At 49.6% G+C, this 24,043-nt stretch carries 26 protein-coding genes; 24 read left to right on the top strand and 2 right to left on the bottom strand.

The window, feature by feature from the left end:
* The first annotated feature begins 28 nt into the window (after positions 1–28).
* Positions 29–823 carry a pyrroline-5-carboxylate reductase gene (gene proC, locus LC508_RS08790; protein WP_033140949.1) on the top strand — a complete coding sequence of 265 codons (795 nt, stop codon included), beginning with the start codon at positions 29–31 and terminating at the stop codon, positions 821–823.
* Positions 824–949: 126 nt separating this feature from the next.
* Positions 950–1,159, top strand: a complete 210-nt coding sequence (locus tag LC508_RS08785; RefSeq protein WP_033140950.1) for a hypothetical protein — start codon at positions 950–952, stop codon at positions 1,157–1,159.
* Between the two features lie 22 nt (positions 1,160–1,181).
* Here LC508_RS08785 and LC508_RS08780 read toward each other — a convergent pair whose 3' ends face one another.
* The gene (locus LC508_RS08780; RefSeq protein WP_033140951.1) at positions 1,182–1,640 is read right to left on the bottom strand and encodes a CYTH domain-containing protein; all 459 of its coding nucleotides are present in this window, start codon (positions 1,638–1,640) and stop codon (positions 1,182–1,184) included.
* 157 nt (positions 1,641–1,797) lie between these two features.
* Between LC508_RS08780 and LC508_RS08775 the strand changes: the two genes are divergently transcribed.
* The 17 genes from LC508_RS08775 (at position 1,798) to LC508_RS08695 (ending at position 18,775) form a co-directional block, all read left to right on the top strand.
* On the top strand, positions 1,798–2,343 hold the full coding sequence (locus LC508_RS08775; RefSeq protein WP_033140952.1) for a DJ-1 family glyoxalase III: 546 nt from the start codon (positions 1,798–1,800) through the stop codon (positions 2,341–2,343).
* 140 nt (positions 2,344–2,483) lie between these two features.
* Positions 2,484–3,794: a trigger factor gene (tig, locus tag LC508_RS08770; protein WP_033140953.1), complete on the top strand. Its 1,311-nt coding sequence runs from the start codon at positions 2,484–2,486 to the stop codon at positions 3,792–3,794.
* A 51-nt stretch (positions 3,795–3,845) separates the two neighbouring features.
* The gene (gene clpP / locus LC508_RS08765; RefSeq protein WP_033140954.1) at positions 3,846–4,427 is read left to right on the top strand and encodes an ATP-dependent Clp endopeptidase proteolytic subunit ClpP; all 582 of its coding nucleotides are present in this window, start codon (positions 3,846–3,848) and stop codon (positions 4,425–4,427) included.
* A gap of 80 nt (positions 4,428–4,507) precedes the next feature.
* A complete protein-coding gene (gene clpX / locus LC508_RS08760; RefSeq protein WP_033140955.1) occupies positions 4,508–5,803 on the top strand; it encodes an ATP-dependent Clp protease ATP-binding subunit ClpX in 1,296 nt (431 codons plus the stop codon).
* A 29-nt stretch (positions 5,804–5,832) separates the two neighbouring features.
* Complete coding sequence (gene lon / locus LC508_RS08755) at positions 5,833–8,148, top strand: endopeptidase La (RefSeq protein ID WP_033140956.1); 2,316 nt, start codon at positions 5,833–5,835, stop codon at positions 8,146–8,148.
* Positions 8,149–8,170: 22 nt separating this feature from the next.
* Positions 8,171–8,764, top strand: a complete 594-nt coding sequence (yihA, locus tag LC508_RS08750) for a ribosome biogenesis GTP-binding protein YihA/YsxC (RefSeq protein WP_033140957.1) — start codon at positions 8,171–8,173, stop codon at positions 8,762–8,764.
* Between the two features lie 118 nt (positions 8,765–8,882).
* Positions 8,883–10,067 carry a GNAT family N-acetyltransferase gene (locus LC508_RS08745; RefSeq protein ID WP_103731916.1) on the top strand — a complete coding sequence of 395 codons (1,185 nt, stop codon included), beginning with the start codon at positions 8,883–8,885 and terminating at the stop codon, positions 10,065–10,067.
* Between the two features lie 67 nt (positions 10,068–10,134).
* Complete coding sequence (locus tag LC508_RS08740) at positions 10,135–10,980, top strand: energy-coupling factor transporter ATPase (RefSeq protein ID WP_033140959.1); 846 nt, start codon at positions 10,135–10,137, stop codon at positions 10,978–10,980.
* Positions 10,971–11,828, top strand: a complete 858-nt coding sequence (locus LC508_RS08735) for an energy-coupling factor transporter ATPase (RefSeq protein WP_054352918.1) — start codon at positions 10,971–10,973, stop codon at positions 11,826–11,828. The genes LC508_RS08740 and LC508_RS08735 overlap by 10 nt, the downstream gene beginning before the upstream one ends.
* Positions 11,825–12,625 (top strand): energy-coupling factor transporter transmembrane component T family protein, encoded by an 801-nt coding sequence (locus LC508_RS08730; protein WP_103731917.1) that lies wholly within the window; start codon positions 11,825–11,827, stop codon positions 12,623–12,625. Before LC508_RS08735 ends, LC508_RS08730 begins: the two co-directional genes overlap by 4 nt.
* Before the next feature lie 10 nt (positions 12,626–12,635).
* Entirely contained in the window at positions 12,636–13,394 is a 759-nt protein-coding gene (gene truA / locus LC508_RS08725; protein ID WP_033140962.1) for a tRNA pseudouridine(38-40) synthase TruA, read from the top strand.
* A 1-nt stretch (position 13,395) separates the two neighbouring features.
* Entirely contained in the window at positions 13,396–14,877 is a 1,482-nt protein-coding gene (malQ, locus tag LC508_RS08720; protein WP_103731918.1) for a 4-alpha-glucanotransferase, read from the top strand.
* Positions 14,878–14,937: 60 nt separating this feature from the next.
* Entirely contained in the window at positions 14,938–15,447 is a 510-nt protein-coding gene (locus LC508_RS08715; protein WP_033140964.1) for a flavin reductase family protein, read from the top strand.
* A gap of 5 nt (positions 15,448–15,452) precedes the next feature.
* Positions 15,453–16,397 (top strand): AEC family transporter, encoded by a 945-nt coding sequence (locus LC508_RS08710; protein ID WP_033140965.1) that lies wholly within the window; start codon positions 15,453–15,455, stop codon positions 16,395–16,397.
* A gap of 19 nt (positions 16,398–16,416) precedes the next feature.
* The gene (locus LC508_RS08705) at positions 16,417–16,638 is read left to right on the top strand and encodes a hypothetical protein (RefSeq protein ID WP_054352919.1); all 222 of its coding nucleotides are present in this window, start codon (positions 16,417–16,419) and stop codon (positions 16,636–16,638) included.
* A gap of 67 nt (positions 16,639–16,705) precedes the next feature.
* Positions 16,706–16,966 (top strand): hypothetical protein, encoded by a 261-nt coding sequence (locus LC508_RS08700; protein ID WP_054352920.1) that lies wholly within the window; start codon positions 16,706–16,708, stop codon positions 16,964–16,966.
* A 138-nt stretch (positions 16,967–17,104) separates the two neighbouring features.
* Entirely contained in the window at positions 17,105–18,775 is a 1,671-nt protein-coding gene (locus LC508_RS08695) for a sensor domain-containing diguanylate cyclase (RefSeq protein ID WP_158587270.1), read from the top strand.
* A gap of 63 nt (positions 18,776–18,838) precedes the next feature.
* Here the strand turns inward: LC508_RS08695 and LC508_RS08690 are convergent, their stop codons facing one another.
* The gene (locus LC508_RS08690; RefSeq protein WP_018596689.1) at positions 18,839–19,039 is read right to left on the bottom strand and encodes a cold-shock protein; all 201 of its coding nucleotides are present in this window, start codon (positions 19,037–19,039) and stop codon (positions 18,839–18,841) included.
* Positions 19,040–19,374: 335 nt separating this feature from the next.
* On the opposite strand from LC508_RS08690, the gene LC508_RS08685 reads away from it, so the two are divergent.
* The 5 genes from LC508_RS08685 to pyrE are packed head-to-tail and all read left to right on the top strand — an operon-like array spanning position 19,375 to position 24,026.
* Positions 19,375–20,673: a dihydroorotase gene (locus tag LC508_RS08685; protein ID WP_103732414.1), complete on the top strand. Its 1,299-nt coding sequence runs from the start codon at positions 19,375–19,377 to the stop codon at positions 20,671–20,673.
* Between the two features lie 27 nt (positions 20,674–20,700).
* Positions 20,701–21,630, top strand: a complete 930-nt coding sequence (gene pyrF / locus LC508_RS08680) for an orotidine-5'-phosphate decarboxylase (RefSeq protein ID WP_033140970.1) — start codon at positions 20,701–20,703, stop codon at positions 21,628–21,630.
* Positions 21,631–21,640: 10 nt separating this feature from the next.
* Positions 21,641–22,417 carry a dihydroorotate dehydrogenase electron transfer subunit gene (locus LC508_RS08675; RefSeq protein ID WP_225305351.1) on the top strand — a complete coding sequence of 259 codons (777 nt, stop codon included), beginning with the start codon at positions 21,641–21,643 and terminating at the stop codon, positions 22,415–22,417.
* Entirely contained in the window at positions 22,417–23,319 is a 903-nt protein-coding gene (locus LC508_RS08670; RefSeq protein ID WP_181014480.1) for a dihydroorotate dehydrogenase, read from the top strand. The genes LC508_RS08675 and LC508_RS08670 overlap by 1 nt, the downstream gene beginning before the upstream one ends.
* A gap of 29 nt (positions 23,320–23,348) precedes the next feature.
* Positions 23,349–24,026, top strand: coding sequence for an orotate phosphoribosyltransferase (pyrE, locus tag LC508_RS08665; protein WP_103733261.1), 678 nt, complete (start codon positions 23,349–23,351; stop codon positions 24,024–24,026).
* Positions 24,027–24,043 lie beyond the last annotated feature (17 nt).

Below are 24,043 nucleotides of genomic sequence, written 5' to 3'. Positions count from 1 at the left end.
AGCTGTTACGAAACGAGGAGGATTACAGATGAAACTTGGATTTATCGGATGCGGCAATATGGCTTCTGCTATTATCGGCGGCATTTTGGAAAAAAAGATCGTAGACAGGGAAGATATCACAGCGTCCACAAAGTCAGAGGAATCTGCTGCAAAGATAAAAGAAAAACTGGGCATCGCCTGCAGTACGGACAACAGGGAGACAGCGAAGCATTCCGACATGGTGTTCCTGGCAGTAAAGCCGCAGTTTCTGGAGGACGTGATTGCGGAGATAAAAGATGTGCTTGGCAGTGACCAGGTGATCATCTCCATCGCTGCCGGCAAGACCATGAGCTGGCTGGAGGAACGCATAGGCGGGGACAGGAAGATCATCCGCACCATGCCAAATACACCGGCTCTGGTAGGCGAAGGAATCACAGGTGTCTGCAGGAATGCACTGGTGGAAGAAAAAGAGCTGGAGGAGGCCCTGGTGCTGCTCCGCTCCTTCGGAAGGGCAGAGGTAGTGACAGAACCCATGCTGGATGTGGTGGGAGCTGTCAGCGGAAGTTCCCCGGCCTTTGTTTTCATGTTCATTGAGGCCATGGCTGACGGCGCTGTTGCTGAGGGCATGCCGAGGAAAAAAGCCTATGAATTTGCGGCACAGGCCGTTCTGGGCAGTGCAAAAATGGTCCTTGAGACAGGGATGCATCCGGGCGAGCTCAAGGATATGGTGTGCTCACCGGCAGGTACCACTATTGAAGGGGTGGGCATTCTGGAGCAAAAGGGCATGCGCAGTGCTGTGATGGACTGCATCCGCGCCTGTGTAAAGAAGACCAGAGAACTGTAGAAACGGGCAATGTCTTGACGGGAATTAGCAATATTTCTCATTGCAATAAATGCGAACTGCTGGTAGAATATAAGAAAAGGCAAAAAGCACCTGTGTGCTGCTTGGCCGAGACAGAAGGGGTTGCTTATGGACCATATTTTTGAAATCAGTGTATGGCTGCTGGACAGTGGCAATGCGTTTCTGCGTTTTTTGGGAAAACTGCTTTACAAGATTCCCAGGGCATATACTAAGAGTCTGGAGAAAACAAGAAAAGGGGAAGAGGCACTGGAGGAAGAGATTGAGAAACGCCGGGAAGATACCTGGCACAGAATCATGAAGAGCCTCGGTGAGGAGTGAATCAAAAGCGGACAGGCCGGCATCACTGCGGCCTGTCCGTTCCTGTTGAGAGGGTGCTGTTATGGTATTGTGATGAGAATGTGACATCTTCCCCAAACCAGTCCGGTGGTGTGAAGGAATTGGCTGACTCCACGTCCGGGAATTCCACCTCTGCCAGAAAAAGACCCTCATAAGGTGCCTGAAAGACATCCAGCTCAATGGTGAGTTCTCCCTCAAGGGGCAGCAGATATCTGATCTTGGACAGAACGATGCCGTCCGCCTTTTCCTTCAGATGATAATAGGACGTCTCATTCAGCGGCAGGTTATACTCCTCCCGCACCATATGGCCCTCTCCCTTATAGGTGAGGATATAGGTGGCGTCCTGTCTGCGTATGCGGACAACCGGGTTGGTGTTCAGATATGCCTGCTCGATCACGTGACAGGGATAGTTCTTCAAATCAGCGGGCAGCTCTTTAATAAGGAATTTTCTTTCGATTTCCATTTCTGTGAGGACCTCCTTTTTTCTATATAAACAGGTATATCATATTTTTTATAAAAAAGAAACGGAAGTTTTAGAATTAACATGTGATCCTATGGTATAATAAACGGGTAGGCAGGATTTTATACGTGTTTTGAATTTATAATAGGGAGGTACTCATATGGCAAAAGTTTGTGTATTTACCGCAGATGGTTTTGAGGAAGTGGAAGGTCTGACTGTGGTGGACCTTTTAAGGAGAGCCGGCGAGGAAGTGCTCATGGTATCCATCTCCGACAATCTGAGTGTGACCGGTTCCCATGGAATTGAGATAAAAGCAGATGTTTTTTTTGAGGATGTGGACTACAGCACAGTGGACCTGCTGGTGCTGCCCGGAGGCATGCCGGGAACCAAACATCTGGGAGCGCATCAGGGACTTGCGGACCTGCTGAAAGAATTTGCCGCATCAGACCGGAAAGTGGCGGCAATCTGCGCAGCACCCAGTGTCCTGGGCGGTCTCGGGATTTTAAGGGAGAAGAAGGCGGCCTGCTATCCGGGATTTGAGGAGAAGCTGGAAGGCGCGCTGGTCTTTACCGATCCGGTGGTAAAAGACGGAAATATCACCACCAGCAGAGGCCTGGGAACAGCTATCCCCTTTGCGCTGGAGCTGATTTCACAGCTTGAGGGAGAAGTGAAGGCCCGCCAGATCAAAAAATCCATTGTTTCATAAAAAAATGCTGGTATTTTTAAATTCCTTGTGCTATACTGTGATAATGACTGTAAGTATGATAAAGTGTCCGTTTTGGGCAGGAATGCATGAATACTCAAAATGCATGAATACATATAGAATTCAAGGAGGAATCATTTAAAATGAGCGTACAGGTAGAAAACTTAGAGAAGAACATGGCGAAGCTTACTATTGAGGCTTCCGCTGAAGATTTTGAAAAAGCAGTACAGGCTGCTTACCAGAAAAACAAAAATAAAATCACTATCCCGGGATTCCGTAAAGGAAAAGCTCCGCGTGTAATGATTGAAAAAATGTATGGAGCAGGTATCTTCTATGAAGATGCAGCAAATGCCCTGATCCAGTCTGAGTACCCTAAAGCAGCAGATGAGTGCGGTCTGGAGATCGTTTCCCAGCCGGAGATCGATGTGGTACAGATCGAAAAAGGCAAACCGTTTATCTTCACAGCAGAAGTAGCTGTAAAACCGGAAGTGACTCTGGGTGATTACAAAGGAGTAGAGGTTGAGGTTACAAAAGCGGAAGTGACAGAAGAAGAGATCGCAGGCGAGCTGAAGAAAGAGCAGGAGAACAACTCCAGAACCATCGACGTGGACGACAGAGCAGTGGAAAACGGCGATATGATCACGCTTGACTTCGAGGGATTCGTAGACGGAGAGGCATTTGAAGGCGGAAAAGGCACAGATTATCCTCTGACCATTGGTTCCAACTCTTTCATCCCCGGATTTGAAGAGCAGCTGGTAGGCGCTGTGATCGGCGAAGAAAAAGATGTCAATGTGACATTCCCGGAAGATTATCACGCAAATGACCTGGCCGGAAAAGCAGCAGTATTCAAATGCAATGTAAAAGCCATCAAAGTGAAAGAACTTCCTGAACTGGATGATGAATTTGCAAAAGATGTCTCTGAGTTTGATACTCTGGAAGAATACAAGAAAGACATTGCGCAGAAACTGAAAGAGCGCAAAGAAGACGTTGCAAAACGTGAAAAAGAAGATAAAGTAGTTGACGCGATCATTGAGAACGCGCAGATGGATATTCCGGAAGCAATGATCCAGAACCAGATCCGCCAGTTAGTGGATGACTTCGTAAGAAGACTGCAGTCCCAGGGCTTATCCATTGACCAGTATTATCAGTTCACAGGTCTTGACAATGCCAAGATCCAGGAGCAGATGAGACCGCAGGCCCTGAAGAGAATCCAGAGCCGTCTGGTACTGGAGAAGGTTGCAGAGGTTGAGAACATCCAGGTTACTGATGAAAAAGTAGATGAAGAAATCGCAAAAATGGCTGAAATGTACAAGATGGAAGCCGACAAATTAAAAGAATTAATGGGCGACTACGAGAAAGAGCAGATGAAGAAAGACATCGCTGTTCAGGAAGCTGTTACCTTAGTAGCTGACGCTGCAAAAGTGACAGAGGTAGTGGAGAAGACAGAGGAATAACGAACAGAAAGTTCGTTTCTTACGCCCGCGTGACAGAATAGGAGGAGTTTCATGAGTTTAGTACCATACGTCATCGAACAGAACAGCAGAGGAGAGAGGAGTTATGACATCTACTCCAGGCTGTTAAAAGATAGAATCATATTTCTGGGAGAAGAAGTGAATGACACAACAGCAAGCCTGACTGTGGCACAGCTTTTGTTCCTGGAATCAGAGGACCCGGGAAAGGACATTCATCTGTATATCAACAGTCCGGGCGGTTCTGTGACAGCAGGATGGGCTATCTATGATACCATGCATTACATTAAATGTGATGTGTCCACAATCTGCATTGGTATGGCTGCGAGCATGGGTGCATTCCTGCTGGCAGGCGGTACAAAAGGAAAGAGATTCGCGCTTCCAAACGCGGAGATCATGATTCACCAGCCGTCCGGCGGCGCGAAGGGACAGGCTACGGAAATTCAGATTGTTGCCGACATGATTTTGAAGACCAAGAAGAAACTGAATGAGACTCTGGCCGCCAACACAGGTCAGCCTTTTGAAGTCATTGCCAGAGATACGGAAAGAGATTATTATATGTCCGCAGAAGAGGCAAAGGCTTATGGTCTGATTGACAGTGTGATCGAGCACAGGTAAGAACGAATGATAAGACTCCTGCGGTGTTAGCTGCGGGGGTCTTTCGGCATTAATACGGAAATCAAGAAAGGAATAGAAGAATGGCGATAAAAGGAAACGAGCCAAAAATCCGCTGCTCTTTCTGCGGAAAGACAGAAGAACAGGTACGGAAACTGATTGCAGGCCCCAGCGGTACTTACATCTGTGATGAATGCGTGGAAATCTGTGCGGAGATCATAGATGAGGACAGTACAGGGTACACGGAAGATGGCGGCGGGGAGATCAATCTGCTGAAACCACAGGAGATCAAGACATTTTTGGATGATTATGTGATCGGGCAGGATGAGGCGAAAAAGGTGCTGTCTGTAGCCGTTTACAATCACTATAAGCGCGTTATGGCGGGAAAAGATTCCGACATTGAACTTCAGAAGAGTAATATCCTTATGCTGGGACCTACCGGTTCCGGTAAGACACTGCTGGCACAGACACTTGCCAGACTTTTGAATGTACCTTTTGCCATTGCAGACGCCACAACCCTCACGGAGGCCGGATATGTAGGCGAGGATGTGGAGAATATTCTGCTGAAGATCATTCAGGCGGCTGATTATGATATTGACCGTGCGCAGTACGGCATTATTTACATTGATGAGATTGACAAGATAACAAGAAAGTCGGAGAATGCGTCCATCACAAGAGATGTATCCGGTGAGGGTGTCCAGCAGGCGCTTCTTAAGATCCTGGAGGGCACAGTTGCCAGCGTTCCGCCTCAGGGAGGAAGAAAGCATCCGCACCAGGAATTTCTGCAGATCGATACCACCAATATTCTCTTTATCTGCGGCGGTGCGTTTGAGGGACTCAATAAGATCATTGAAAACAGAAAAGATACAAAAGCCATCGGTTTCAATGCTGTTGTGACAGATAAAAAAGACAGAAATGTGGGAGAGATCCTGAAAGAGGTAATGCCTCAGGACCTGGTAAAATTCGGCATGATACCCGAGTTTGTGGGCCGTGTTCCTGTAGTGGTATCCCTGGATGCCCTGGATGAGGAGGCACTGGTGAAGATCCTGAAGGAGCCAAGAAACTCTCTGATCAGACAGTACAAGAGGCTTTTTGAGCTTGACGGCGTGGATCTGGACTTTGACGATGATGCCCTGGTGGCCATTGCCAAGAAGTCCATGGACAGAAAGACAGGAGCCAGGGGACTGCGCGCCATTATGGAAAATACCATGATGGACCTTATGTATACAGCGCCCTCTGATGAGACCATACGCTCCTGCAAGATAACAAAAGATTTGGTAGAAGGTAAGGGCCAGGCCTTAATTGAACATGGGGAAATGCAGCCGCCCACAAGGAGAAACAAGGGCGGACGCAAGAGGGGAACACCAGAAACTGCATAATTATGCATAACGATTAAGGAGGCGCGGGAATGAGTGACATAATCTATAATCTGCCAGCCATCGCCCTTAGAGGTACAACGATCCTTCCTGACATGATCGTCCACTTTGACGTGAGCAGGGAAAAATCCATCCAGGCCATTGAGAAGGCCATGATGCAGGACCAGAGGGTGCTTCTGATCACTCAGAAAGACCCTGCAGTGGAGGACCCGGGACAGGAGGATTTATATAAAATAGGAACCGTTGCGGAGATCAAGCAGCTTGTAAAGCTGCCGAAGAATATTGTCCGTGTCCTGGTAGAGGGAATGGAGCGGGCAGAGCTGATCCGTTTTACGGAAAGTGAATACTATCTGAACGCCGAGGCAGCCACATTCGATGAGGAGGAGCTGAGGCAGGTGGATGAGAGTGTGGAGGAAGCCATGCTCCGGGGGATTAAGGAGATCTTTGTAAAATACTGCAGTGTAAATCCCAAGATGAGCAAAGAACTGGCAGGACAGATCCTGGAGCTTGACGATGTGAGCAAAGTCATTGACCAGATATCCATCCATCTCCCCATGAAGTATGAGGACAGGCAGAGTGTTCTGGAAGCGGTATCCCTGGAGGCGCGCTATGAGGAGCTGGGCATTATTCTCACCAATGAGATAGAAGTCCTGGAAATCAGCGCGGAGCTGCAGAGCAAAGTAAAAGAACGGGTGGATAAAAACCAGAGGGAATACATCTTAAGGGAACAGCTCAAACTGATACGGGAAGAGCTGGGGGAAGATGATACCCGCTCCGAGGCGGACCAGTTCCGCGAGGATGTAAAAAAACTGAAGGCTTCCCGGGAAGTAAAAGAGAAGATATTAAAAGAGGTGGAGCGTTTTAAAAACACTGCCGGCAGCCAGGCAGAGTCCAGTGTAATGCGCAGTTATATCGAGACGCTTCTCTCCCTGCCCTGGGACAAGCTGACCAGGGACAATAAAAACCTGAAGGAGGCCAACAAGGTTCTGGAAACAGATCACTACGGCCTGCACAAGGTGAAAGAGCGCATCATGGAATTTCTGGCAGTGCGCACACTCACTAAAAAAGGTGAGAGCCCCATTCTCTGTCTGGTCGGCCCTCCCGGAACAGGAAAGACATCCATTGCCAAATCCGTGGCACGGGCGCTTCACAAGGAGTATGTTCGCATCTGCCTGGGCGGTGTCCGGGATGAAGCGGAGATCCGGGGCCACAGAAGAACTTATATCGGCGCCATGCCGGGCAGAATTGCCAATGGACTGATACAGGCAGGTGTCAAGAATCCCCTGATGCTTTTGGATGAGATTGACAAAGTGAGCAGTGACTATAAAGGTGACACCTCCTCCGCACTTCTGGAAGTGCTGGATTCTGAGCAGAACAACAAGTTCAGGGACCACTATGTGGAGATTCCCCTGGATCTGTCTGAGGTACTGTTCATTGCCACGGCCAACGACCTGCAGACCATACCAAGGCCCCTTCTGGACCGTATGGAGATCATTGAGGTGAGCAGCTATACGGAAAATGAAAAATGGCACATCGGCAGGGAACATCTGGTTCCCAAGCAGATGAAGATCCATGGACTGAAAGAGGGACAGCTCATCCTGGATGATGAGGCTCTGCGGGAAATGATCACCGGCTACACAAAGGAAGCCGGAGTCAGGGAGCTGGAGCGGAAGATCGGTGAGATCTGCCGGAAGACGGCGCGAAAGATCCTGGAGGATAAGCAGGAATCCGTGACGGTGAATCCGGAGAATCTGGAGGAGTTCTTAGGCAGGGCGAAATACACCTACCAGAAAAAGAACAGCTTTGATGAGATCGGAATCGTCCGAGGGCTGGCCTGGACCAGTGTGGGAGGTGATACCCTGCAGATCGAGGTAAACCTCATGCCCGGAAAAGGCGAGTTCATGCTGACAGGGCAGCTCGGAGATGTGATGAAAGAGTCGGCCCAGACCGGTGTAAGCTACATCCGTTCCATTGCTGATAAGTATAATATAAAACCTGAATTTTTCCAGGAACACGATTTACATATCCACATTCCTGAAGGTGCTGTTCCGAAGGACGGCCCCTCTGCGGGAATCACCATGGCCACAGCCATGCTCTCCGCAGTGACGGGAACTCCGGTGAAGGCCAATCTTGCCATGACCGGTGAGATTACCCTCCGGGGCAGGGTCCTGCCCATCGGCGGCCTGAAGGAAAAACTTCTGGCAGCCAAGAGCGCAGGCATTGAGACCGTACTGGTCCCGGCGGAGAACAGACCGGATATTGAAGAAATGGAACAAGAGATCACAGACGGCCTTTTAATCCTATTCGTCAGCACAATGGAAGAGGTGCTGGCGCAGGCTTTTGTCTGAAACCATATTCGGAGGATGAAAGATGGTAATTAAGAATGTATCACTGGATATTGTCTGCGGTGTCACCAGCACGCTTCCAAAAACGGAGCTGCCGCACATCGCATTTGCGGGGAAATCCAACGTGGGGAAATCATCCCTGATCAATGCGCTTATGAACAGGAAATCCCTGGCAAGGACCAGCGCATCCCCCGGAAAGACACAGACTATAAATTTTTATAATGTGAACGATGCGCTGTACCTGGTGGACCTGCCGGGTTACGGATATGCAAAGGTGGCCCAGGCAGTAAAGGAACAATGGGGAAAGCTGATCGAGAGATATCTGCAGAATACCAAAGAGTTACGAGCAGTGTTTCTTCTCATTGATATCCGCCATGACCCATCTGCAAATGATAAAACCATGTATGACTGGATTGTGCACAACGGATATGAGCCGATTATCATAGCAACAAAAGTGGACAAATTAAAGAGAAGCCAGGTGCCCAAGCATGTGAAAGCCCTGAAAGAAGGGCTTGCGCTGCGTCCGGGTACTGCCGTGATCCCTTTTTCTGCCGAGACAAAACAGGGCAGGGAGGAGATCTGGGAGCTGGCGGAAAGTTTGCTGTTTGAGCCGGCGTAGAACCGTGTAGAGATACGAGGGAGTGTCGCTTTGACAGCGGCACTCCCTGTTTTTCGTTACAGCGCTTTGCCGCAGAGATTCTGAATACAGGGTAAAGTTCCGTTAAAAGGGAGATAGTATGTTAAAAGGAATTATTTTCGATATGGACGGCGTGCTTATAAACAGTGAGCCGGTCCACTACAGAGTCTGGAAACAGACGCTTGCAGCGCGGGGGATTGAACTGGATTACGAAATTTACAAACCATGTATCGGTTCCACCAATGGTTTTTTAATGGATATACTGCACGACAACTACGGGATTTCCAGGGATGACGAGGAACTGGTAAAGACCATGAAACAGATAAAGGAACAGGTCATAAAAGAGGAAGGATTCCCCATGATCGAGGGGGTACCCCAGCTTCTGAAGCGCTTAAAAGACGGTGGATACTGCCTGGCGATCGCGTCCTCCTCTCCCCTTTCCTACATCCGGCAGGTGGTGACAACCCTGGGAATCGACAGCTATTTTGACATTCTGGTGAGCGGGGAGCAGGTGAAGAACCCAAAACCGGCGCCGGATGTATTTCTGGAGACGGCAAAGCAGATGGGACTGGATCCGGAGGAGTGTCTCATACTGGAGGATTCCGCCAACGGATGCAGGGCTGCAAAGGCAGCGGGCATCGTCTGTATTGCCTACTTCAATCCTGATTCCGGAAAACAGGATCTCAGTTCTGCAGATATGGTCATAGAGGGATATGAAGAGATTGACACAGCTTTTTTGGAGAAAGTGTACTGTCATGGCAGACATCTTCCCGCAGTGGTCTGTGAGACAGAAAGACTGCGCATCCGGGAAATGTCTGAGCGGGATATCCCCAAAATGATGGAGATCACAAGCCAGGGCACACCCGACACTGCGGAGGGCGTGGAAAAGAGCCTGGAGGAGGAACTGGAGGCATTTCCTTCATACCGCAAGTACATGTACGAAATGTGTGATATGGGATACTGGGTTCTGGAGGAGAAGGAGAGCGGCACCATCGTGGGCCGCGCCGGTGTAGAGCCGAAAATCTGGAACCACAACAGCTCTGTGGTAGAGCTGGGATATCTGATCGATGAAAAACACAGAAGAAAAGGTTTTGCCTATGAAGCCTGCCGCGGCATCCTGGAGGAGGCAAAGAAAAGAGGGGCTGTGTATCTGTACTGCAGAATACGCAGTGCCAATCTGGCTTCCAAAAAGCTGGCGCGCAAGCTGGGCTTTTCCAAGATTGATTACCGTCTGGAGGATGACTGCGAGGATATGGAGGTTTACAGATATACCTGCAGTGACTAGCTGCGGGCAGGAGTAACGATTCAGTTGACTGGATAGTTACAATCAGGTACAATGGAAAGGATATAAAATGGGAATTGTAAAAGCCATTAAACTGGTGCATGACTATTATAAATACGATGAAAGCGGCCATGTGGAGGGCACGTACAGAGCCCTTGACAATGTGGAGCTGGATATCGAGGCAGGACAGTTTATTGCTGTCCTGGGACACAACGGCTCCGGAAAATCCACGCTGGCGAAGCATATCAATGCCCTTTTGTTTCCTACGGAGGGTGCGCTGTGGCTGGACGGCATGAACACCACGGAGGAGGAGGATATCTGGAAGATCCGCCAGAAGGCAGGAATGGTCTTCCAAAATCCCGACAATCAGATCATCGGTACCGTGGTGGAGGAGGACGTGGGCTTCGGCCCTGAAAATATGGGAATCCCCACGGATGATATCTGGCAGAGAGTGAATGAAAGTCTGGAGGCAGTGGGTATGACTGCCTACCGCCACCATTCACCAAATAAGCTGTCAGGCGGACAGAAGCAGAGGGTTGCCATAGCAGGTGTCATGGCCATGCATCCCAAATGCATTATTCTGGACGAACCCACAGCCATGCTGGACCCAAACGGCAGAAAAGAAGTGCTCCGGGCAGTAAAGGAGCTCAATGAAAAGGAAGGCATCACAGTGGTTCTGATCACGCATTATATGGAGGAAGTGGTGAACGCGGACAAGGTGTTCGTCATGGACCAGGGAAAAGTAGTGATGCAGGGAACACCCAGAGAGGTCTTTTCCAGGGTGGAGGAGCTGAAATCCTACCGCCTGGATGTGCCCCAGGTCACACTTCTGGCCTATGAGCTGAAGCAGGCAGGGGTGAAGATACCTGCGGGAATTCTGACGACAGAGGAATTGGTGAACGCATTATGTCAATAAAATTAGAGCATATCACATACACATACAGTCCGGGAACAGTCTATGAGATGCACGCCTTAAAGGATGTGGATATGGAGATTCCGGACGGCCAGTTCATGGGCATCATAGGACACACGGGAAGCGGAAAATCCACACTGATACAGCATTTCAACGGCCTTATGAAACCCACATCAGGCAAAGTCCTCTACAACGGCCAGGATATATGGGCGGAAAAATATGACAGGCAGAAACTGAGAAGCAAAGTGGGACTGGTGTTCCAGTATCCGGAGCATCAGCTCTTTGAGGCGGAGGTTCTTGAGGATGTCTGCTTCGGGCCGAAGAATCTGGGTCTTTCCAAAGAGGAAGCCGAGGAGAGAGCTGTCAGGGCGCTGACCCAGGCAGGGCTTTCCGAAAAGTTTTATAAAAGCTCCCCCTTTGAGCTGTCGGGAGGGCAGAAGCGGCGGGCAGCCATTGCGGGTGTGCTGGCCATGGAGCCGGAGGTGCTGATCCTGGATGAACCCACGGCAGGCCTGGACCCCCAGGGGCGGGATGAGATACTGGACCAGATCGCATCCCTGCACAGTCTGCGGGGAATCACTGTGATCCTGGTATCCCACAGTATGGAGGACATTGCCAAATACGTGGAGCGCATGATCGTAATGAATAAAGGGGAAAAGGCATTTGACGGTGTGCCGAGAGAAGTCTTTTCCCACTATAAGGAGCTGGAGGCCATGGGGCTTGCGGCGCCTCAGATCACTTACATCATGCACGCTTTGGGGGAACGCGGGCTGCATGTGGATACCTCAGCCACCACGGTGGAGGAGGCAAAGGCAAGTATATTACAGGCACTGGAGAGATTGGACAAATGATAAGAGATATAACCATCGGACAATATTACCCTGCGGATTCCATTCTCCACAGGCTGGACCCCCGCGTGAAGTTTGTGGGAACCATCATGTTTCTGGTGTCACTTTTTGTGGCAAATTCCTTCTGGGGATATCTGCTGGCAACGGTTTTTCTGGCAGCAGTCATCATCATGTCAAAGGTCCCCGTTAAGTTTATGCTGAAAGGGCTGAAACCGCTGTTCTTTATTCTGCTGATCACTGTTGCCTTCAATCTGTTTTTAATACCGGGCAAGGTGCTGTGGCAGTTCTGGATCTTCAAGATCACACAGGAGGGTATCCTGCAGGCTGTGAAGATCGGTATCCGGCTGATCTATCTGGTTATCGGTTCCTCAGTCATGACACTGACCACTACGCCGAACCAGCTCACAGACGGTCTGGAGAGACTTATGAGGCCGCTGAATAAGATCAGGGTGCCGGTACATGATATCGCCATGATGATGTCCATTGCCCTCAGATTCATTCCCATCCTTATGGAGGAGACAGATAAGATCATGAAGGCACAGATCGCCAGAGGCGCTGATTTTGAGAACGGGAATCTGATCCAGAAGGCTAAGAACCTGCTGCCGCTTCTGGTTCCCCTTTTCATCTCCGCGTTCAGAAGGGCAGATGATCTTGCTATGGCCATGGAGGCACGCTGTTATCACGGCGGTGAGAACAGGACATCTATGAAGCCTCTCAAATACCACAGCAGGGACACCTCAGCTTACCTGTGCATCTTTTTGTACCTGGCCGCGGACATCGCGATCCGCGTGCTGATCTAGGAGGCGCCGTATGAAACGTGTAATGCTGGAAGTGGCCTATGACGGCACAAATTACTGCGGCTGGCAGGTACAGCCAAACGGGATCACCGTACAGGAGGTGCTGAACCGCCATCTGGCGGAGCTGTTAAAGGAGCCTGTGGAGACCATAGGCGCCAGCAGAACCGACGCAGGCGTCCATGCCCTGGGCAATGTGGCTGTGTTCGACACCAACGCCAGAATGCCGGGGGAGAAGATTTCCTACGCCCTGAACCAGCGGCTTCCTGAAGATATCCGGATCCAGCGGTCAAGGGAGGTCAGCAGGGATTTTCATCCCAGGTACCGGGTCAGTGAGAAGACATATGAATACCGGATACTGAACAGAAGATTTCCGGTGCCAACAGAGCGCTTTTACTCCCATTTTACTTATATCCCCATGGATATTGAGAAGATGAGACAGGCAGGGGCGTACCTGCTGGGCGAACATGATTTTAAAAGTTTCTGCGGTGCGGGAGCGCAGGTGAAGACAACCGTCAGGACCATCCACAGCTTTTCGGTGGAACGTGAGAATGACCTGATCACCATACGCATCACGGGCAGCGGATTTTTGTATAATATGGTGCGGATTCTGGCCGGCACGCTGATGGAGATCGGCGGTGGAGCCTATCCGCCGGAAAAGATGCAGGATATACTGGCTGCCAGAGACAGGAAGGCAGCCGGCCCCACCGCCCCGGCGCGGGGGCTGACCCTGATAAAAATTGACTATAAAAACGGCAAGGAAGAGGAATTGTGATATGAGAAGAAGTGGAATGCTGCTGCCAATAGCCAGTCTGCCGTCTCCATACGGCATTGGAGCATTTTCTAAGGAGGCATATGAGTTTATTGATCTTTTAAGAGATACGGGTCAGAAACTCTGGCAGATACTGCCGCTGGGACCTACCAGCTACGGGGATTCCCCCTATCAATCCTTTTCCACCTTTGCAGGCAATCCCTATTTCATCGATCTGAACGTCCTGATCGGGAAAGGATGGCTGACAAAGGAAGAGTGCGACGCCTGTGACTGGGGAGATCATCCCTCCTATATTGATTACGGAAAAATATATGAGAGCCGTTTTCCTCTTCTTCGGAAGGCCTTTGAAAGGAGCAAAATCCTGTCTGACGGGAATTTTCTTACCTTCTGTGTGGAGAACAACCACTGGCTGGATGACTATGCCCTGTATATGGCTGTGAAAAACAAATTCGGCGGCAAAAGCTGGATCGAGTGGGACGAGGAAGTGCGTCTGAGAGAGCCGGCTGCCCTGAAGAGATATCAGGACGAGCTGCGGGAGGACATTATCTTTTACCAGTATCTGCAGTTCGAGTTTTTTGAGCAGTGGAAGAATGTAAAGAACTATGCCCATGAAAAAGGGATTCAGATTGTTGGGGACATTCCCATATATGTGGCCTTTGACAGTGCGGATACCTGGGCGAATCCGGAGCTGTTCCAGTTGGATGAGAACAATCTGCCGGTGGCTGTGGCAGGCTGTCCGCCGGACGGGTTCTCCGCCACAGGCCAGCTCTGGGGCAATCCCCTGTACCGCTGGGATTACCACAAGAGAATGCACTACGGCTGGTGGATGCGCAGGATTGCCCACTGTTTCAAGCTTTTTGACATTGTGCGGATTGACCATTTCAGGGGATTTGATGAGTATTATTCCATTCCCTACGGAGATGAGACCGCACAGAACGGCCACTGGGAAAAGGGACCGGGCATGGACCTGTTCCATACCATGAAAGAGGAGCTTGGGGAGCGGAACATCATTGCTGAGGATCTGGGATTTCTAACGGAGACCGTTTACAAGCTTCTGCGGGACAGCGGGTATCCGGGCATGAAGGTGCTGCAGTTTGCCTTTGACACCAGTGAGAACAGCGACTATCTCACCTACAAGTATGACAGAAACTGTGTGGTCTACACAGGAACCCATGACAATGACACCACTGTGGGCTGGTATGAGCACATGACTAACTGGGACAGGGATGTGGCCCTTAGATATATGAACAGCTTCCATACACCGAAAGAGGAGCAGCACTGGGATCTGATCAGCCTTGCCATGCGCAGTGTGGCTGATACCTGCATCATACCCGTGCAGGATTATCTGGGGCTCGGCAGCGAGGCCAGGATCAATACGCCATCCACATTAGGGGACAACTGGAAGTGGAGAATGAGCAAAAATGCATTTTCGGATGAATTAAAAGGCAGGATCTGGCATATGACAAAATTATACGGCAGATTATAGTGTCCGTTCAGACGTCTGAACGGCTGCTGAATACAGGCCGGGAGAAAGGAAGGAATTATTATGGCATTTAAAGAGGTAAAAGCAGAGGAATTACAGTTCAATCCATTTACAAAGATAGGAAAAGAGTGGATGCTGATCACAGCAGGTACAGAGGAAAAATATAATACCATGACTGCAAGCTGGGGCGGCGTTGGTGTGATCTGGGGCAAAGATGTGGTGACAGCCTATATCCGTCCCCAGCGCTACACAAAGGAATTTGTGGACGCAAATGACACCTTTACCATCTCCTTCTTCCCTGAAGGGTACAAAAAAGCATTAAGCTTATGCGGCAGCGTGTCAGGCCGTGACAGAGACAAGATCAGTGAGGCCGGACTTACTGCCTGCTTTGTGGACGGCGCTCCCGCGTTTGAGGAGGCCAGCCTGGTGTTTGTCTGCAAAAAGATGTATCACGGAGACCTCTTCCCGGAAAACTTTGATGCTCCGGAGAATGATGAAAAATGGTACCCTGAGAAAGATTATCACACCATGTACATCGGTGAGATCCTGAAGGTACTGGTGAAGGAAGGCTGAGCTCATTGGAGAATCTTATATTCAGCCTGAATGCCACACTGCCCATTTTCCTCACCATGCTTCTGGGCCTTCTGTTCAGGTATCTGGGGCTGATGAATGCTGACTTTGTGGCAAAGCTCAACCGTTTTGTCTTCGTGGCAGCCATACCGGCCCTGGTGTTCCAGGATATATCCTCTGTGGATGTGCGGAAAAGCTGGGACGGCGGTTTTGTTCTGTTCTGCTTTCTCGCCACGCTGGTGAGTATCACCGTGATCGCCCTCCTTGCCAGGCTGCTGGTGGAGGAGGAGATCCGCGGGGAGTTTGTGCAGGCTTCCTACCGAAGCAGTGCAGCGATCCTGGGGATTGCCTTTATACAGAATATCTACGGCAGTTCCGGTATGGCCCCCCTTATGATCGTGGGGACAGTTCCCCTCTACAACGCGGCAGCGGTGGTGATCCTCTCCCTTATGAAGCCCGGGAGAAAAAAGCTTGACCGGAAACTGCTGCTGAAAACAGCAAAGGGCATTGTCACAAATCCCATCATACTGGGAATCCTGGCAGGGATTCTCTGGTCTGTCCTTAGGATTCCGCAGCCGGAGATCATGCAGAAGACAGTGAAGAATGTGGCAGTTCTGGCAACCCCTCTCGGTCTTATGGCTATGGGTGCATCCTTTGAGGGAAAGAAGGCACTGGCAAAGCTGCGCCCCTCCGTGCTGGCAAGTCTGATCAAACTGGTGGTGCTGGCTGCTGTATTCCTCCCCCTGGCTGTTCGGCTGGGCTATACGAAGGAGCGGCTGATCGCCATACTGGTCATGCTGGGGTCAGCTACAACGGTGAGTTGTTTTGTCATGGCGAAAAATATGGGCCATGAGGGAGTGCTGACTTCCAGTACGGTAATGCTGACTACCTTTTTTTCCGCATTTACATTGACCGGCTGGCTGTTCTTATTAAAAACCCTGGGACTGGTATAAGAGAAAGGATCGTGGTTCTGTGTTTGGCAGGAAAAAGAAAAAAGAGGTCATTCCCTTTGACCGCATAGCCGTGAAGCCTGTGCTCAAATCCAGCATCTGCACCGGAGAGCAGGTGGCAGGATTCAAGGATCTGAAGACAGGAAAATTCCAGGAAGTGTGCCTGATCAAAAGCAGGGCAGACCTTCAGGAATTTATGGAGCAGTACGGAATCAGGGAAGAAGAAGTCTCAAAAGAGTGGTAAAATAAAGAAAGATATGCTATAATTAAAAATCAAGGAATATTCATAACTTTACATAAGGAGAAGCATCATGAGTCAGGAAAAAGTCGATAAGTATAAAAATTATAAAAATAACCGCGACAAGATCCAGAAAAAAGAAGCACGTGAACTTTTGCTTGAGAAGATCATTGTTTCTGCGGTTTGTCTGCTGATCGTTGGATGGATTGGCTATTCTGCCTACGGTCTTGCTACAAAAGACGACGCAGAGGGAGAGGCCACAACTACAGAAATGAACGTGACAGCCATGACAGATTATCTCCAGGAGCTTACTGCAGGAGAGACAGCCGAATAGGCATACAGGGAAGGCAGAATGGGAAATGCTAAGATGCATTTCCTTTTTTCTTGTTAAGCGGGAAGGCACGGACAGCGAAAGGCGCGCAGCGCGCGGAGGATACTTCACAGCAGTATGTTTTAAATGGAGGAATTGCGGTTGAGAGAAAAGAGGATCGGGAAGATCCGGCACTGGATTTTATTTTTTACAGTTGTGATCATGGCTGTGCTGGGCGTGTTTACGGCATTGCAGGCAGAACCGGAACCCCGGAATGTGCGGGAGAAAGGCAGCAGTGTTAATCAGTGGGATACCGGCTGGCACTATCAGGCGGATGACGGCACAGAGAAGACGTGTGAGGTCCCATCCCAAATAAAGATCCGGGGAGGGAAGATCATTCTTAGGCAGACCATCCCTGAATTTTCCGAGGAGGAAAAATATCTGGGATTTCTGAACCATTACCAGCAGGTTGAAATATACGTTGACGGTGTGTCAAGATACCGGTATATGGAACAGCAGACAGGGACATTTCACGGTATGCTGGGAAACAACTTTTGTATGACAAGGCTTGGCAGGGAAGATGCCGGAAAAGAGATAACCGTCATATTCAGCGGCTTTTATAGAGAAGGGCTGGTTCAGGTTCCCGTGATCTGTCTGGACAGCAGGGAAAGCATGCTTTTGGATATCCGAGTGCGGGAATGTCCCAGGATCATATTCTGTGTGGTGCTCCTGGTGCTGAGCGCGGGTATGTTTCTCCTCTGGCTTCTTTTGAGAGTCAGGGAGGCTGTGCATGTATCCAGCGTGTTTTATGCCTGGATCTTTATCCTGGTATCAGCAGTCTGGATCCTCACAGATTCCAAATTCATGGTATTCTTATCGCCATGGCCCAGACTGATCTGCCTGATATCCTTTTATGCGTTTTATATGATCCCCATCCCCATGCTTTCCTTTATCAGAGAAGTCTGCCAGAGGAGATCAGCCATGCTGGACTGGATGAAGACAATACTGGCCGGCAATGTACTGGTGCAGAGTCTTGTGTACCTGATGGGCGGACGTAAACTGATGCAGATGCTTCCGATCACCCATATCCTCTATGTGGCTGCCATGATCTGTTCTGTGATTTATATGGTAAAAGAGCTGAGAAGCAGTAAGGCCCAGTACGCCAGGATTTTCCTTGGCGGTGTCTTTTTCCTCATAGTCATGGCAGTGGTATCCCTGGTCTCCTTTTATACCGGGGTGGGCAGCAGGTATGCCATGTATTATCAGCTTGGACTTTTGGGCTTTGTGTGCGCACTGCTCAGGATGACGGTACGTCAGGTAAATGAAATCCTGGAGGATAGGACCGGGGACAGGATTCTTGAGGAGCTGGCCTATATGGATATTATGACAAAGCTTGGAAACCGCTCCGCATATGAGATGCGCCTGCAGGAACTGCAGGAGACGATGACCCGGGGACAGGAACTGTCAGCGGTCATGGTAGATTTAAACGGCCTTAAGAAAGTAAATGACACTTTTGGACACAGAGCCGGGGATGAGATGATCAAGGGATGTGCCCGGTGTCTGAGGGAGGCATTCTGTGGATTTGGCGAGATTTACAGAATCGGCGGCGATGAGTTCCTGATATTTTTAAAGCGTCTGCAGAGCATCCGGTCATGGGAGAAGAATCTGGAGGAAGCCCAGGAGAAGTATAATCAGGAACACGAGGTGAAGATTTCCATAGCGGCAGGGATTGCCACAGGCAGAAAAACGGGGGAATCAGATGAGTGGCTTCATGAACTGATCGGCCGGGCGGACAGGAATATGTATGAGAATAAGAAAAGCAGCAGGAAATAGAATAAAAAACGGCTGGGCAGAAGATTCTGCCCAGCCGCATTTTTCGTACAGTTTATCCGGAAATTATAATTTTTCTACGTTAGCTGCCTGCATTCCACGAGCGCCTTCAGTTAAATCATAAGATACAGCCTGTCCTTCTTCCAGGGATTTAAAACCATCTCCATTGATAGCGGAGAAGTGTACGAATACATCCTGTCCGTCTTCACCTGTGATGAATCCGTAGCCTTTTTCTGCATTAAACCATTTTACAGTTCCCTTGTTCATAGTGTTACCTCCATAAAATAAAAAATAAAAATTAGGATTGGATAAAGAAAACAGGAAGCACGCTTCGTGGAAAGTTCCCATTATTTATGAAAAATAAGCGGTCTTTAGAGAGGGTATTATAAATAAGAAATAATACAATCTCTAAAAACCGCTTAACATCACGATAACCGGAAGCTTATTAAATGCACTTTCAATTATTTATATCCAATATTCCTTTAACAAATTCAGTATATTCGCAAATCGAAAAAAAGTCAAGTAAAAATGTATAATTGACGAAAGAAATTGTGTATGTTACTATTAAAATCAAAAGATGTAAAGTCCCGGAGGAAGAATTTATGAATATTTTAATCAGGAACGGACGTATCATCGATCCGGCAACAAAGACAGACGAAATAAGCGACCTCTATATAGAGGGCGGCAAAGTGAAAAAGACAGGCAAGGGCCTTAAGCCAAAGGATAAGACAGATAAAGTCATCGACGCTTCAGGCTGCTATGTAATGCCCGGGCTCATTGACCTGCATGTGCATCTGCGGGACCCGGGGCTGACTTATAAAGAAGATATTGTGTCAGGCTCCAAGGCAGCAGCCAGAGGCGGATTCACCACAATTCTTGCCATGCCCAATACCAAGCCGGTCATCGACAGCGCGGACCGTGTGAAATACGTTCAGAATAAAGCAAAAGAATTGTCTCCTATCCATGTAATGCAGATCGGTGCCATTACAAAAGGACAGTCCGGTGAGGAACTGGCGGATATTGAGGAGATGATCGAGCAGGGCGTACCTGCCATCAGCGAGGACGGCAAATCCGTCATGAATGCCAGATTATATAAAAATGCCATGGGAATCGCGGCAAAATACGATATTCCCGTATTTGCCCACTGTGAAGACCGGAATATTGTGGGCAAGGGCTGCGTCAATGAGGACGAGCATTCCAGAGAGATGGGACTGCCGGGAATCAGCAACGCAGTGGAGGACATCATTGCGGCAAGGGATATTATCCTGGCAAAAGAGACAGGAGCCAAGCTTCATCTGTGCCACTGCTCCACCAAGGAGAGTGTCCGCATGGTAGAACTGGCGAAAAAAGAGGGGATCAAGGTGACAGGCGAAGTATGCCCCCACCACTTCACACTGACTTCTGACGATGTGGACCCCAATGACGCCAACTATAAGATGAATCCGCCTCTGCGCACAAAAGAGGACAGGGACGCACTGATCCGCGGCCTGAAGGATGATATTATGGATGTCATCAGTACAGATCATGCGCCTCACAGCCGTGAGGAGAAGACCATGCCCATCACCAGAGCGCCCTTCGGCATTGTGGGGCTGGAGACATCCGTTGCCCTCACCATCACGGAGCTGGTGGACAAGGGGATTCTGACACCCATGCAGATGGCGGAAAAAATGAGCTATAACCCTGCTAAGATCATCGGTCTTGACAGAGGCTCCCTGGAAGAGGGAAAAGCCGCTGATGTGACCATCATCGACCCGGATGCAGAATATGTTATTGATTCCATGACTTTCCTTTCAAAAGGAAAGAACACGCCATTCAACGGCCGCAGGGTAAAAGGTCTGGTAAAAGCCACAATCTGCGACGGTAAGATCGCCTATATCCAGGACGGCATGATCAGACAATAAAATAATTTCACTCACGGAGGAAAAATCATGATTAATAAACTTACAGAGAAGATCAGGAAGACCCACGCACCTATCGTGGTGGGTCTGGACCCTATGCTCAATTATATTCCGAAACACATCCAGGATGCTGCATTCAAAGAGTGCGGCGAGACCCTGGAAGGGGCGGCAGAAGCTGTCTGGCAGTTCAATAAAGCAATTGTGGACGCCACCCATGACCTGATTCCGGCAGTAAAACCGCAGATCGCCATGTATGAGCAGTTTGGTATCCCGGGTCTTATGGCTTTTAAGAAGACAGTGGATTACTGTAAAGAAAAGGACCTGGTTGTCATCGGTGATATCAAGCGCGGTGATATCGGTTCCACATCTGCCGCTTACGCAGCCGGCCACATCGGCAGGGTTCAGGTGGGCAGCAAGGAGTACGCCGGATTTGATGAGGATTTTGTGACTGTGAATCCGTATCTGGGATCAGACGGTGTGAACCCGTTTATTGATGTGTGTAAAAAGGAGAAAAAAGGTCTTTTCATCCTTGTAAAGACCTCCAATCCGTCCAGCGGGGAGTTCCAGGACCAGTTAGTAAACGGAAGACCGCTCTATGAACTGGTGGGAGAAAAAGTTGCCGAGTGGGGTCAGGAATGCATGGGCGATTCATACAGCTATATCGGTGCCGTGGTAGGTGCCACTTATCCCGAGATGGGTAAGATCCTTCGCCGGATCATGCCGAAAGCCTACATCTTGGTTCCGGGATACGGTGCCCAGGGCGGACAGGGAAAAGACCTGGTGCATTTCTTTAATGAAGACGGCCTGGGAGCCATTGTAAATTCCTCCCGCGGTATTATTGCTGCCTACAAGCAGGAAAAATACGCCGAAATCGGCGAAGCGAATTTCGCGGATGCATCCCGCAGAGCAGTGGAAGATATGATCGCAGACATTGACGGCGCTCTTAAGGCTGTAAAATAAGGAGAGGACCATGGCAAAAGCAAAGATAACAAGTACAGTGATCCGGCAGGAGAAGCTGGCTGAGGGTGTGTACAGCATGTGGCTGGCAGCAGAAGAGATTGCGGCAGTCGCCAAACCGGGACAGTTTATCTCTGTCTACAGCAGGGACCAGAGCAGAATGCTGCCCCGCCCCATCAGCCTGTGTGAGATAGACAGAGAAGCGGGAAGCCTGCGGATCGTATACAGAACAGTTGGCAAAGGAACAGAGGAATTTTCAAAAGCCTGTGCAGGTGACACTCTGGATATACTGGGACCTCTGGGCAATGGGTTCCCGATGGAGGAGATCAGGGGAAAACGCGTGCTCATGATGAGCGGCGGCATCGGCGTGCCCCCTATGCTGCAGACTGCCAAAGAGGCGGATGCGGATGTGACCATCATATCCGGTTACCGAAGCGCAGACCTCTTCCTCGTAAAAGAGCTGGAGGCAGCGGGAAGGCTTTTTATCACAACAGAGGATGGAAGTGTTGGTACGAAAGGCAATGTTATGGATGCCATCCGTGAGAACCATATAGAGCCGGAAGTCATCCTTGCCTGCGGCCCGACCCCCATGCTGCGGGCTGTGAAGGCCTATGCAGAGGAAAAGAAAATAACATGCTATATCTCCCTGGAGGAGAAGATGGCATGCGGAATCGGTGCCTGTCTGGCCTGTGTCTGTCAGTCAAAGGAAGTGGACGGACACTCCCATGTGCATAACAAGAGAATCTGCAAGGACGGCCCGGTATTTTTGAGCACGGAGGTAGAGCTTTGATGAATACAAAAGTGAATCTGGCAGGTGTGGAACTGAAGAATCCTGTTATGACAGCCTCAGGAACCTTTGGCTCCGGGGCAGAATACAGCGAATTTGTGGATTTGAGCTGCCTTGGTGCTGTTGTCACAAAGGGTGTGGCAAGTGTACCCTGGCCGGGCAATCCCACACCGCGTATCGCGGAGACTTCCTGCGGCATGTTGAACGCCATCGGCCTGCAGAATCCCGGTATTGACGTGTTCTGCGAGAGAGACATCCCTTTCCTGAAAAAATATGATACAAAGATCATTGTCAATGTATGCGGAAAGAGTACAGAGGAATACTGTGAAGTAGTGGAGCGTCTGGCCGGGGAAGATGTGGATATGCTGGAGATCAATATCTCCTGCCCTAACGTGAAGGAAGGCGGCATTGCATTCGGACAGGATCCCAAAGCAGTGGAAGCCATCACCAGGGAAGTAAAGAAGCATGCAAAACAGCCGGTTATCATGAAACTCAGCCCAAATGTGACAGATATTACAGAGATGGCCAAGGCCGCAGAGGCAGGCGGCGCGGATGTGCTTTCCCTGATCAACACACTGACCGGCATGAAGATAGATATCAATAAGAGAACGTTTGCACTGGCAAACAAGACAGGCGGTATGTCAGGTCCCTGTTTAAAACCTGTGGCTGTCCGCATGGTCTACCAGACAGCACGTGCGGTAAAACTGCCCATCATAGGCATGGGCGGCATCTGCAGTGCTGAGGATGCTCTGGAATTTATCCTGGCCGGCGCCACAGCCGTGTCCATAGGAACAGCTAATTTCACCAACCCCTATGCAACAGTGGAGACAGTCCGGGGGATTGAAGATTATATGAAGAAAAATAAAATTCAGGATATTCAATCCCTGATTGGTGTGGTAGAATAAACGGGAAGAGAAAACTAGGAGGAAATTCGATGGAAGCGTACAAACAGGAATTTATTGAATTTATGGTGGACTGCCAGGTGCTGAAATTCGGAGACTTCGTCACAAAGAGCGGACGGAACACCCCGTTTTTCGTAAACACCGGATTTTATAGAACAGGAGCACAGCTTCGCAAGCTGGGAGAATATTATGCCAGAGCCATTGCGGACAAGTTCGGATTTGACTTTGACGTATTGTTCGGACCTGCCTACAAGGGAATACCGCTGACAGTAGCAGCAACCATGGCGATCAGTGAGTTTTACGGAAAAGATATCCGCTACTGCTCCAACAGGAAAGAAGTAAAGGACCATGGGGATAAGGGAATCCTTCTGGGAAGCCCTATTGAGGACGGCGATAAGGTGGTCATCATCGAGGACGTGACAACAGCAGGCACCTCTATCGCAGAGACACTACCCATTATCAGGGCGCAGGGCAATGTAAGCCCCATCGGCCTTGTGGTATCTGTGGACCGCATGGAGCGGGGACAGGGCGAGAAGAGCGCACTTAAAGAGATTGAAGAGAAGTACGGACTTGCCACAACAGCCATTGTAACCATGGAGGAGGTTGTGGAGCATCTGTACAACAAAGAGTACAAAGGAAAAGTTATCATTGATGATAAGATGAAAGCAGCCATTGATGCATATTATGAGAAATATGGCGCAAACGAGTAAACAATAATCATCTGACT

Source organism: Blautia parvula (genome assembly GCF_020215665.1).
Lineage (GTDB): Bacteria > Bacillota > Clostridia > Lachnospirales > Lachnospiraceae > Blautia > Blautia celeris.
The sequence above is the reverse complement of the archived record's forward strand: the minus strand, read 5'-3'. Positions and strand labels throughout refer to the sequence as shown.

What these genes read in the sequence shown, in the direction of transcription:
- proC (WP_033140949.1), top strand. Translation starts at nt 29, where the DNA reads ATGAAACTTGGATTTATCGGATGCGGCAATATGGCTTCTGCTATTATC.
- LC508_RS08785 (WP_033140950.1), top strand. Translation starts at nt 950, where the DNA reads ATGGACCATATTTTTGAAATCAGTGTATGGCTGCTGGACAGTGGCAAT.
- LC508_RS08780 (WP_033140951.1), bottom strand. Translation starts at nt 1,640, where the DNA reads ATGGAAATCGAAAGAAAATTCCTTATTAAAGAGCTGCCCGCTGATTTG.
- LC508_RS08775 (WP_033140952.1), top strand. Translation starts at nt 1,798, where the DNA reads ATGGCAAAAGTTTGTGTATTTACCGCAGATGGTTTTGAGGAAGTGGAA.
- tig (WP_033140953.1), top strand. Translation starts at nt 2,484, where the DNA reads ATGAGCGTACAGGTAGAAAACTTAGAGAAGAACATGGCGAAGCTTACT.
- clpP (WP_033140954.1), top strand. Translation starts at nt 3,846, where the DNA reads ATGAGTTTAGTACCATACGTCATCGAACAGAACAGCAGAGGAGAGAGG.
- clpX (WP_033140955.1), top strand. Translation starts at nt 4,508, where the DNA reads ATGGCGATAAAAGGAAACGAGCCAAAAATCCGCTGCTCTTTCTGCGGA.
- lon (WP_033140956.1), top strand. Translation starts at nt 5,833, where the DNA reads ATGAGTGACATAATCTATAATCTGCCAGCCATCGCCCTTAGAGGTACA.
- yihA (WP_033140957.1), top strand. Translation starts at nt 8,171, where the DNA reads ATGGTAATTAAGAATGTATCACTGGATATTGTCTGCGGTGTCACCAGC.
- LC508_RS08745 (WP_103731916.1), top strand. Translation starts at nt 8,883, where the DNA reads ATGTTAAAAGGAATTATTTTCGATATGGACGGCGTGCTTATAAACAGT.
- LC508_RS08740 (WP_033140959.1), top strand. Translation starts at nt 10,135, where the DNA reads ATGGGAATTGTAAAAGCCATTAAACTGGTGCATGACTATTATAAATAC.
- LC508_RS08735 (WP_054352918.1), top strand. Translation starts at nt 10,971, where the DNA reads ATGTCAATAAAATTAGAGCATATCACATACACATACAGTCCGGGAACA.
- LC508_RS08730 (WP_103731917.1), top strand. Translation starts at nt 11,825, where the DNA reads ATGATAAGAGATATAACCATCGGACAATATTACCCTGCGGATTCCATT.
- truA (WP_033140962.1), top strand. Translation starts at nt 12,636, where the DNA reads ATGAAACGTGTAATGCTGGAAGTGGCCTATGACGGCACAAATTACTGC.
- malQ (WP_103731918.1), top strand. Translation starts at nt 13,396, where the DNA reads ATGAGAAGAAGTGGAATGCTGCTGCCAATAGCCAGTCTGCCGTCTCCA.
- LC508_RS08715 (WP_033140964.1), top strand. Translation starts at nt 14,938, where the DNA reads ATGGCATTTAAAGAGGTAAAAGCAGAGGAATTACAGTTCAATCCATTT.
- LC508_RS08700 (WP_054352920.1), top strand. Translation starts at nt 16,706, where the DNA reads ATGAGTCAGGAAAAAGTCGATAAGTATAAAAATTATAAAAATAACCGC.
- LC508_RS08690 (WP_018596689.1), bottom strand. Translation starts at nt 19,039, where the DNA reads ATGAACAAGGGAACTGTAAAATGGTTTAATGCAGAAAAAGGCTACGGA.
- LC508_RS08685 (WP_103732414.1), top strand. Translation starts at nt 19,375, where the DNA reads ATGAATATTTTAATCAGGAACGGACGTATCATCGATCCGGCAACAAAG.
- pyrF (WP_033140970.1), top strand. Translation starts at nt 20,701, where the DNA reads ATGATTAATAAACTTACAGAGAAGATCAGGAAGACCCACGCACCTATC.
- LC508_RS08675 (WP_225305351.1), top strand. Translation starts at nt 21,641, where the DNA reads ATGGCAAAAGCAAAGATAACAAGTACAGTGATCCGGCAGGAGAAGCTG.
- LC508_RS08670 (WP_181014480.1), top strand. Translation starts at nt 22,417, where the DNA reads ATGAATACAAAAGTGAATCTGGCAGGTGTGGAACTGAAGAATCCTGTT.
- pyrE (WP_103733261.1), top strand. Translation starts at nt 23,349, where the DNA reads ATGGAAGCGTACAAACAGGAATTTATTGAATTTATGGTGGACTGCCAG.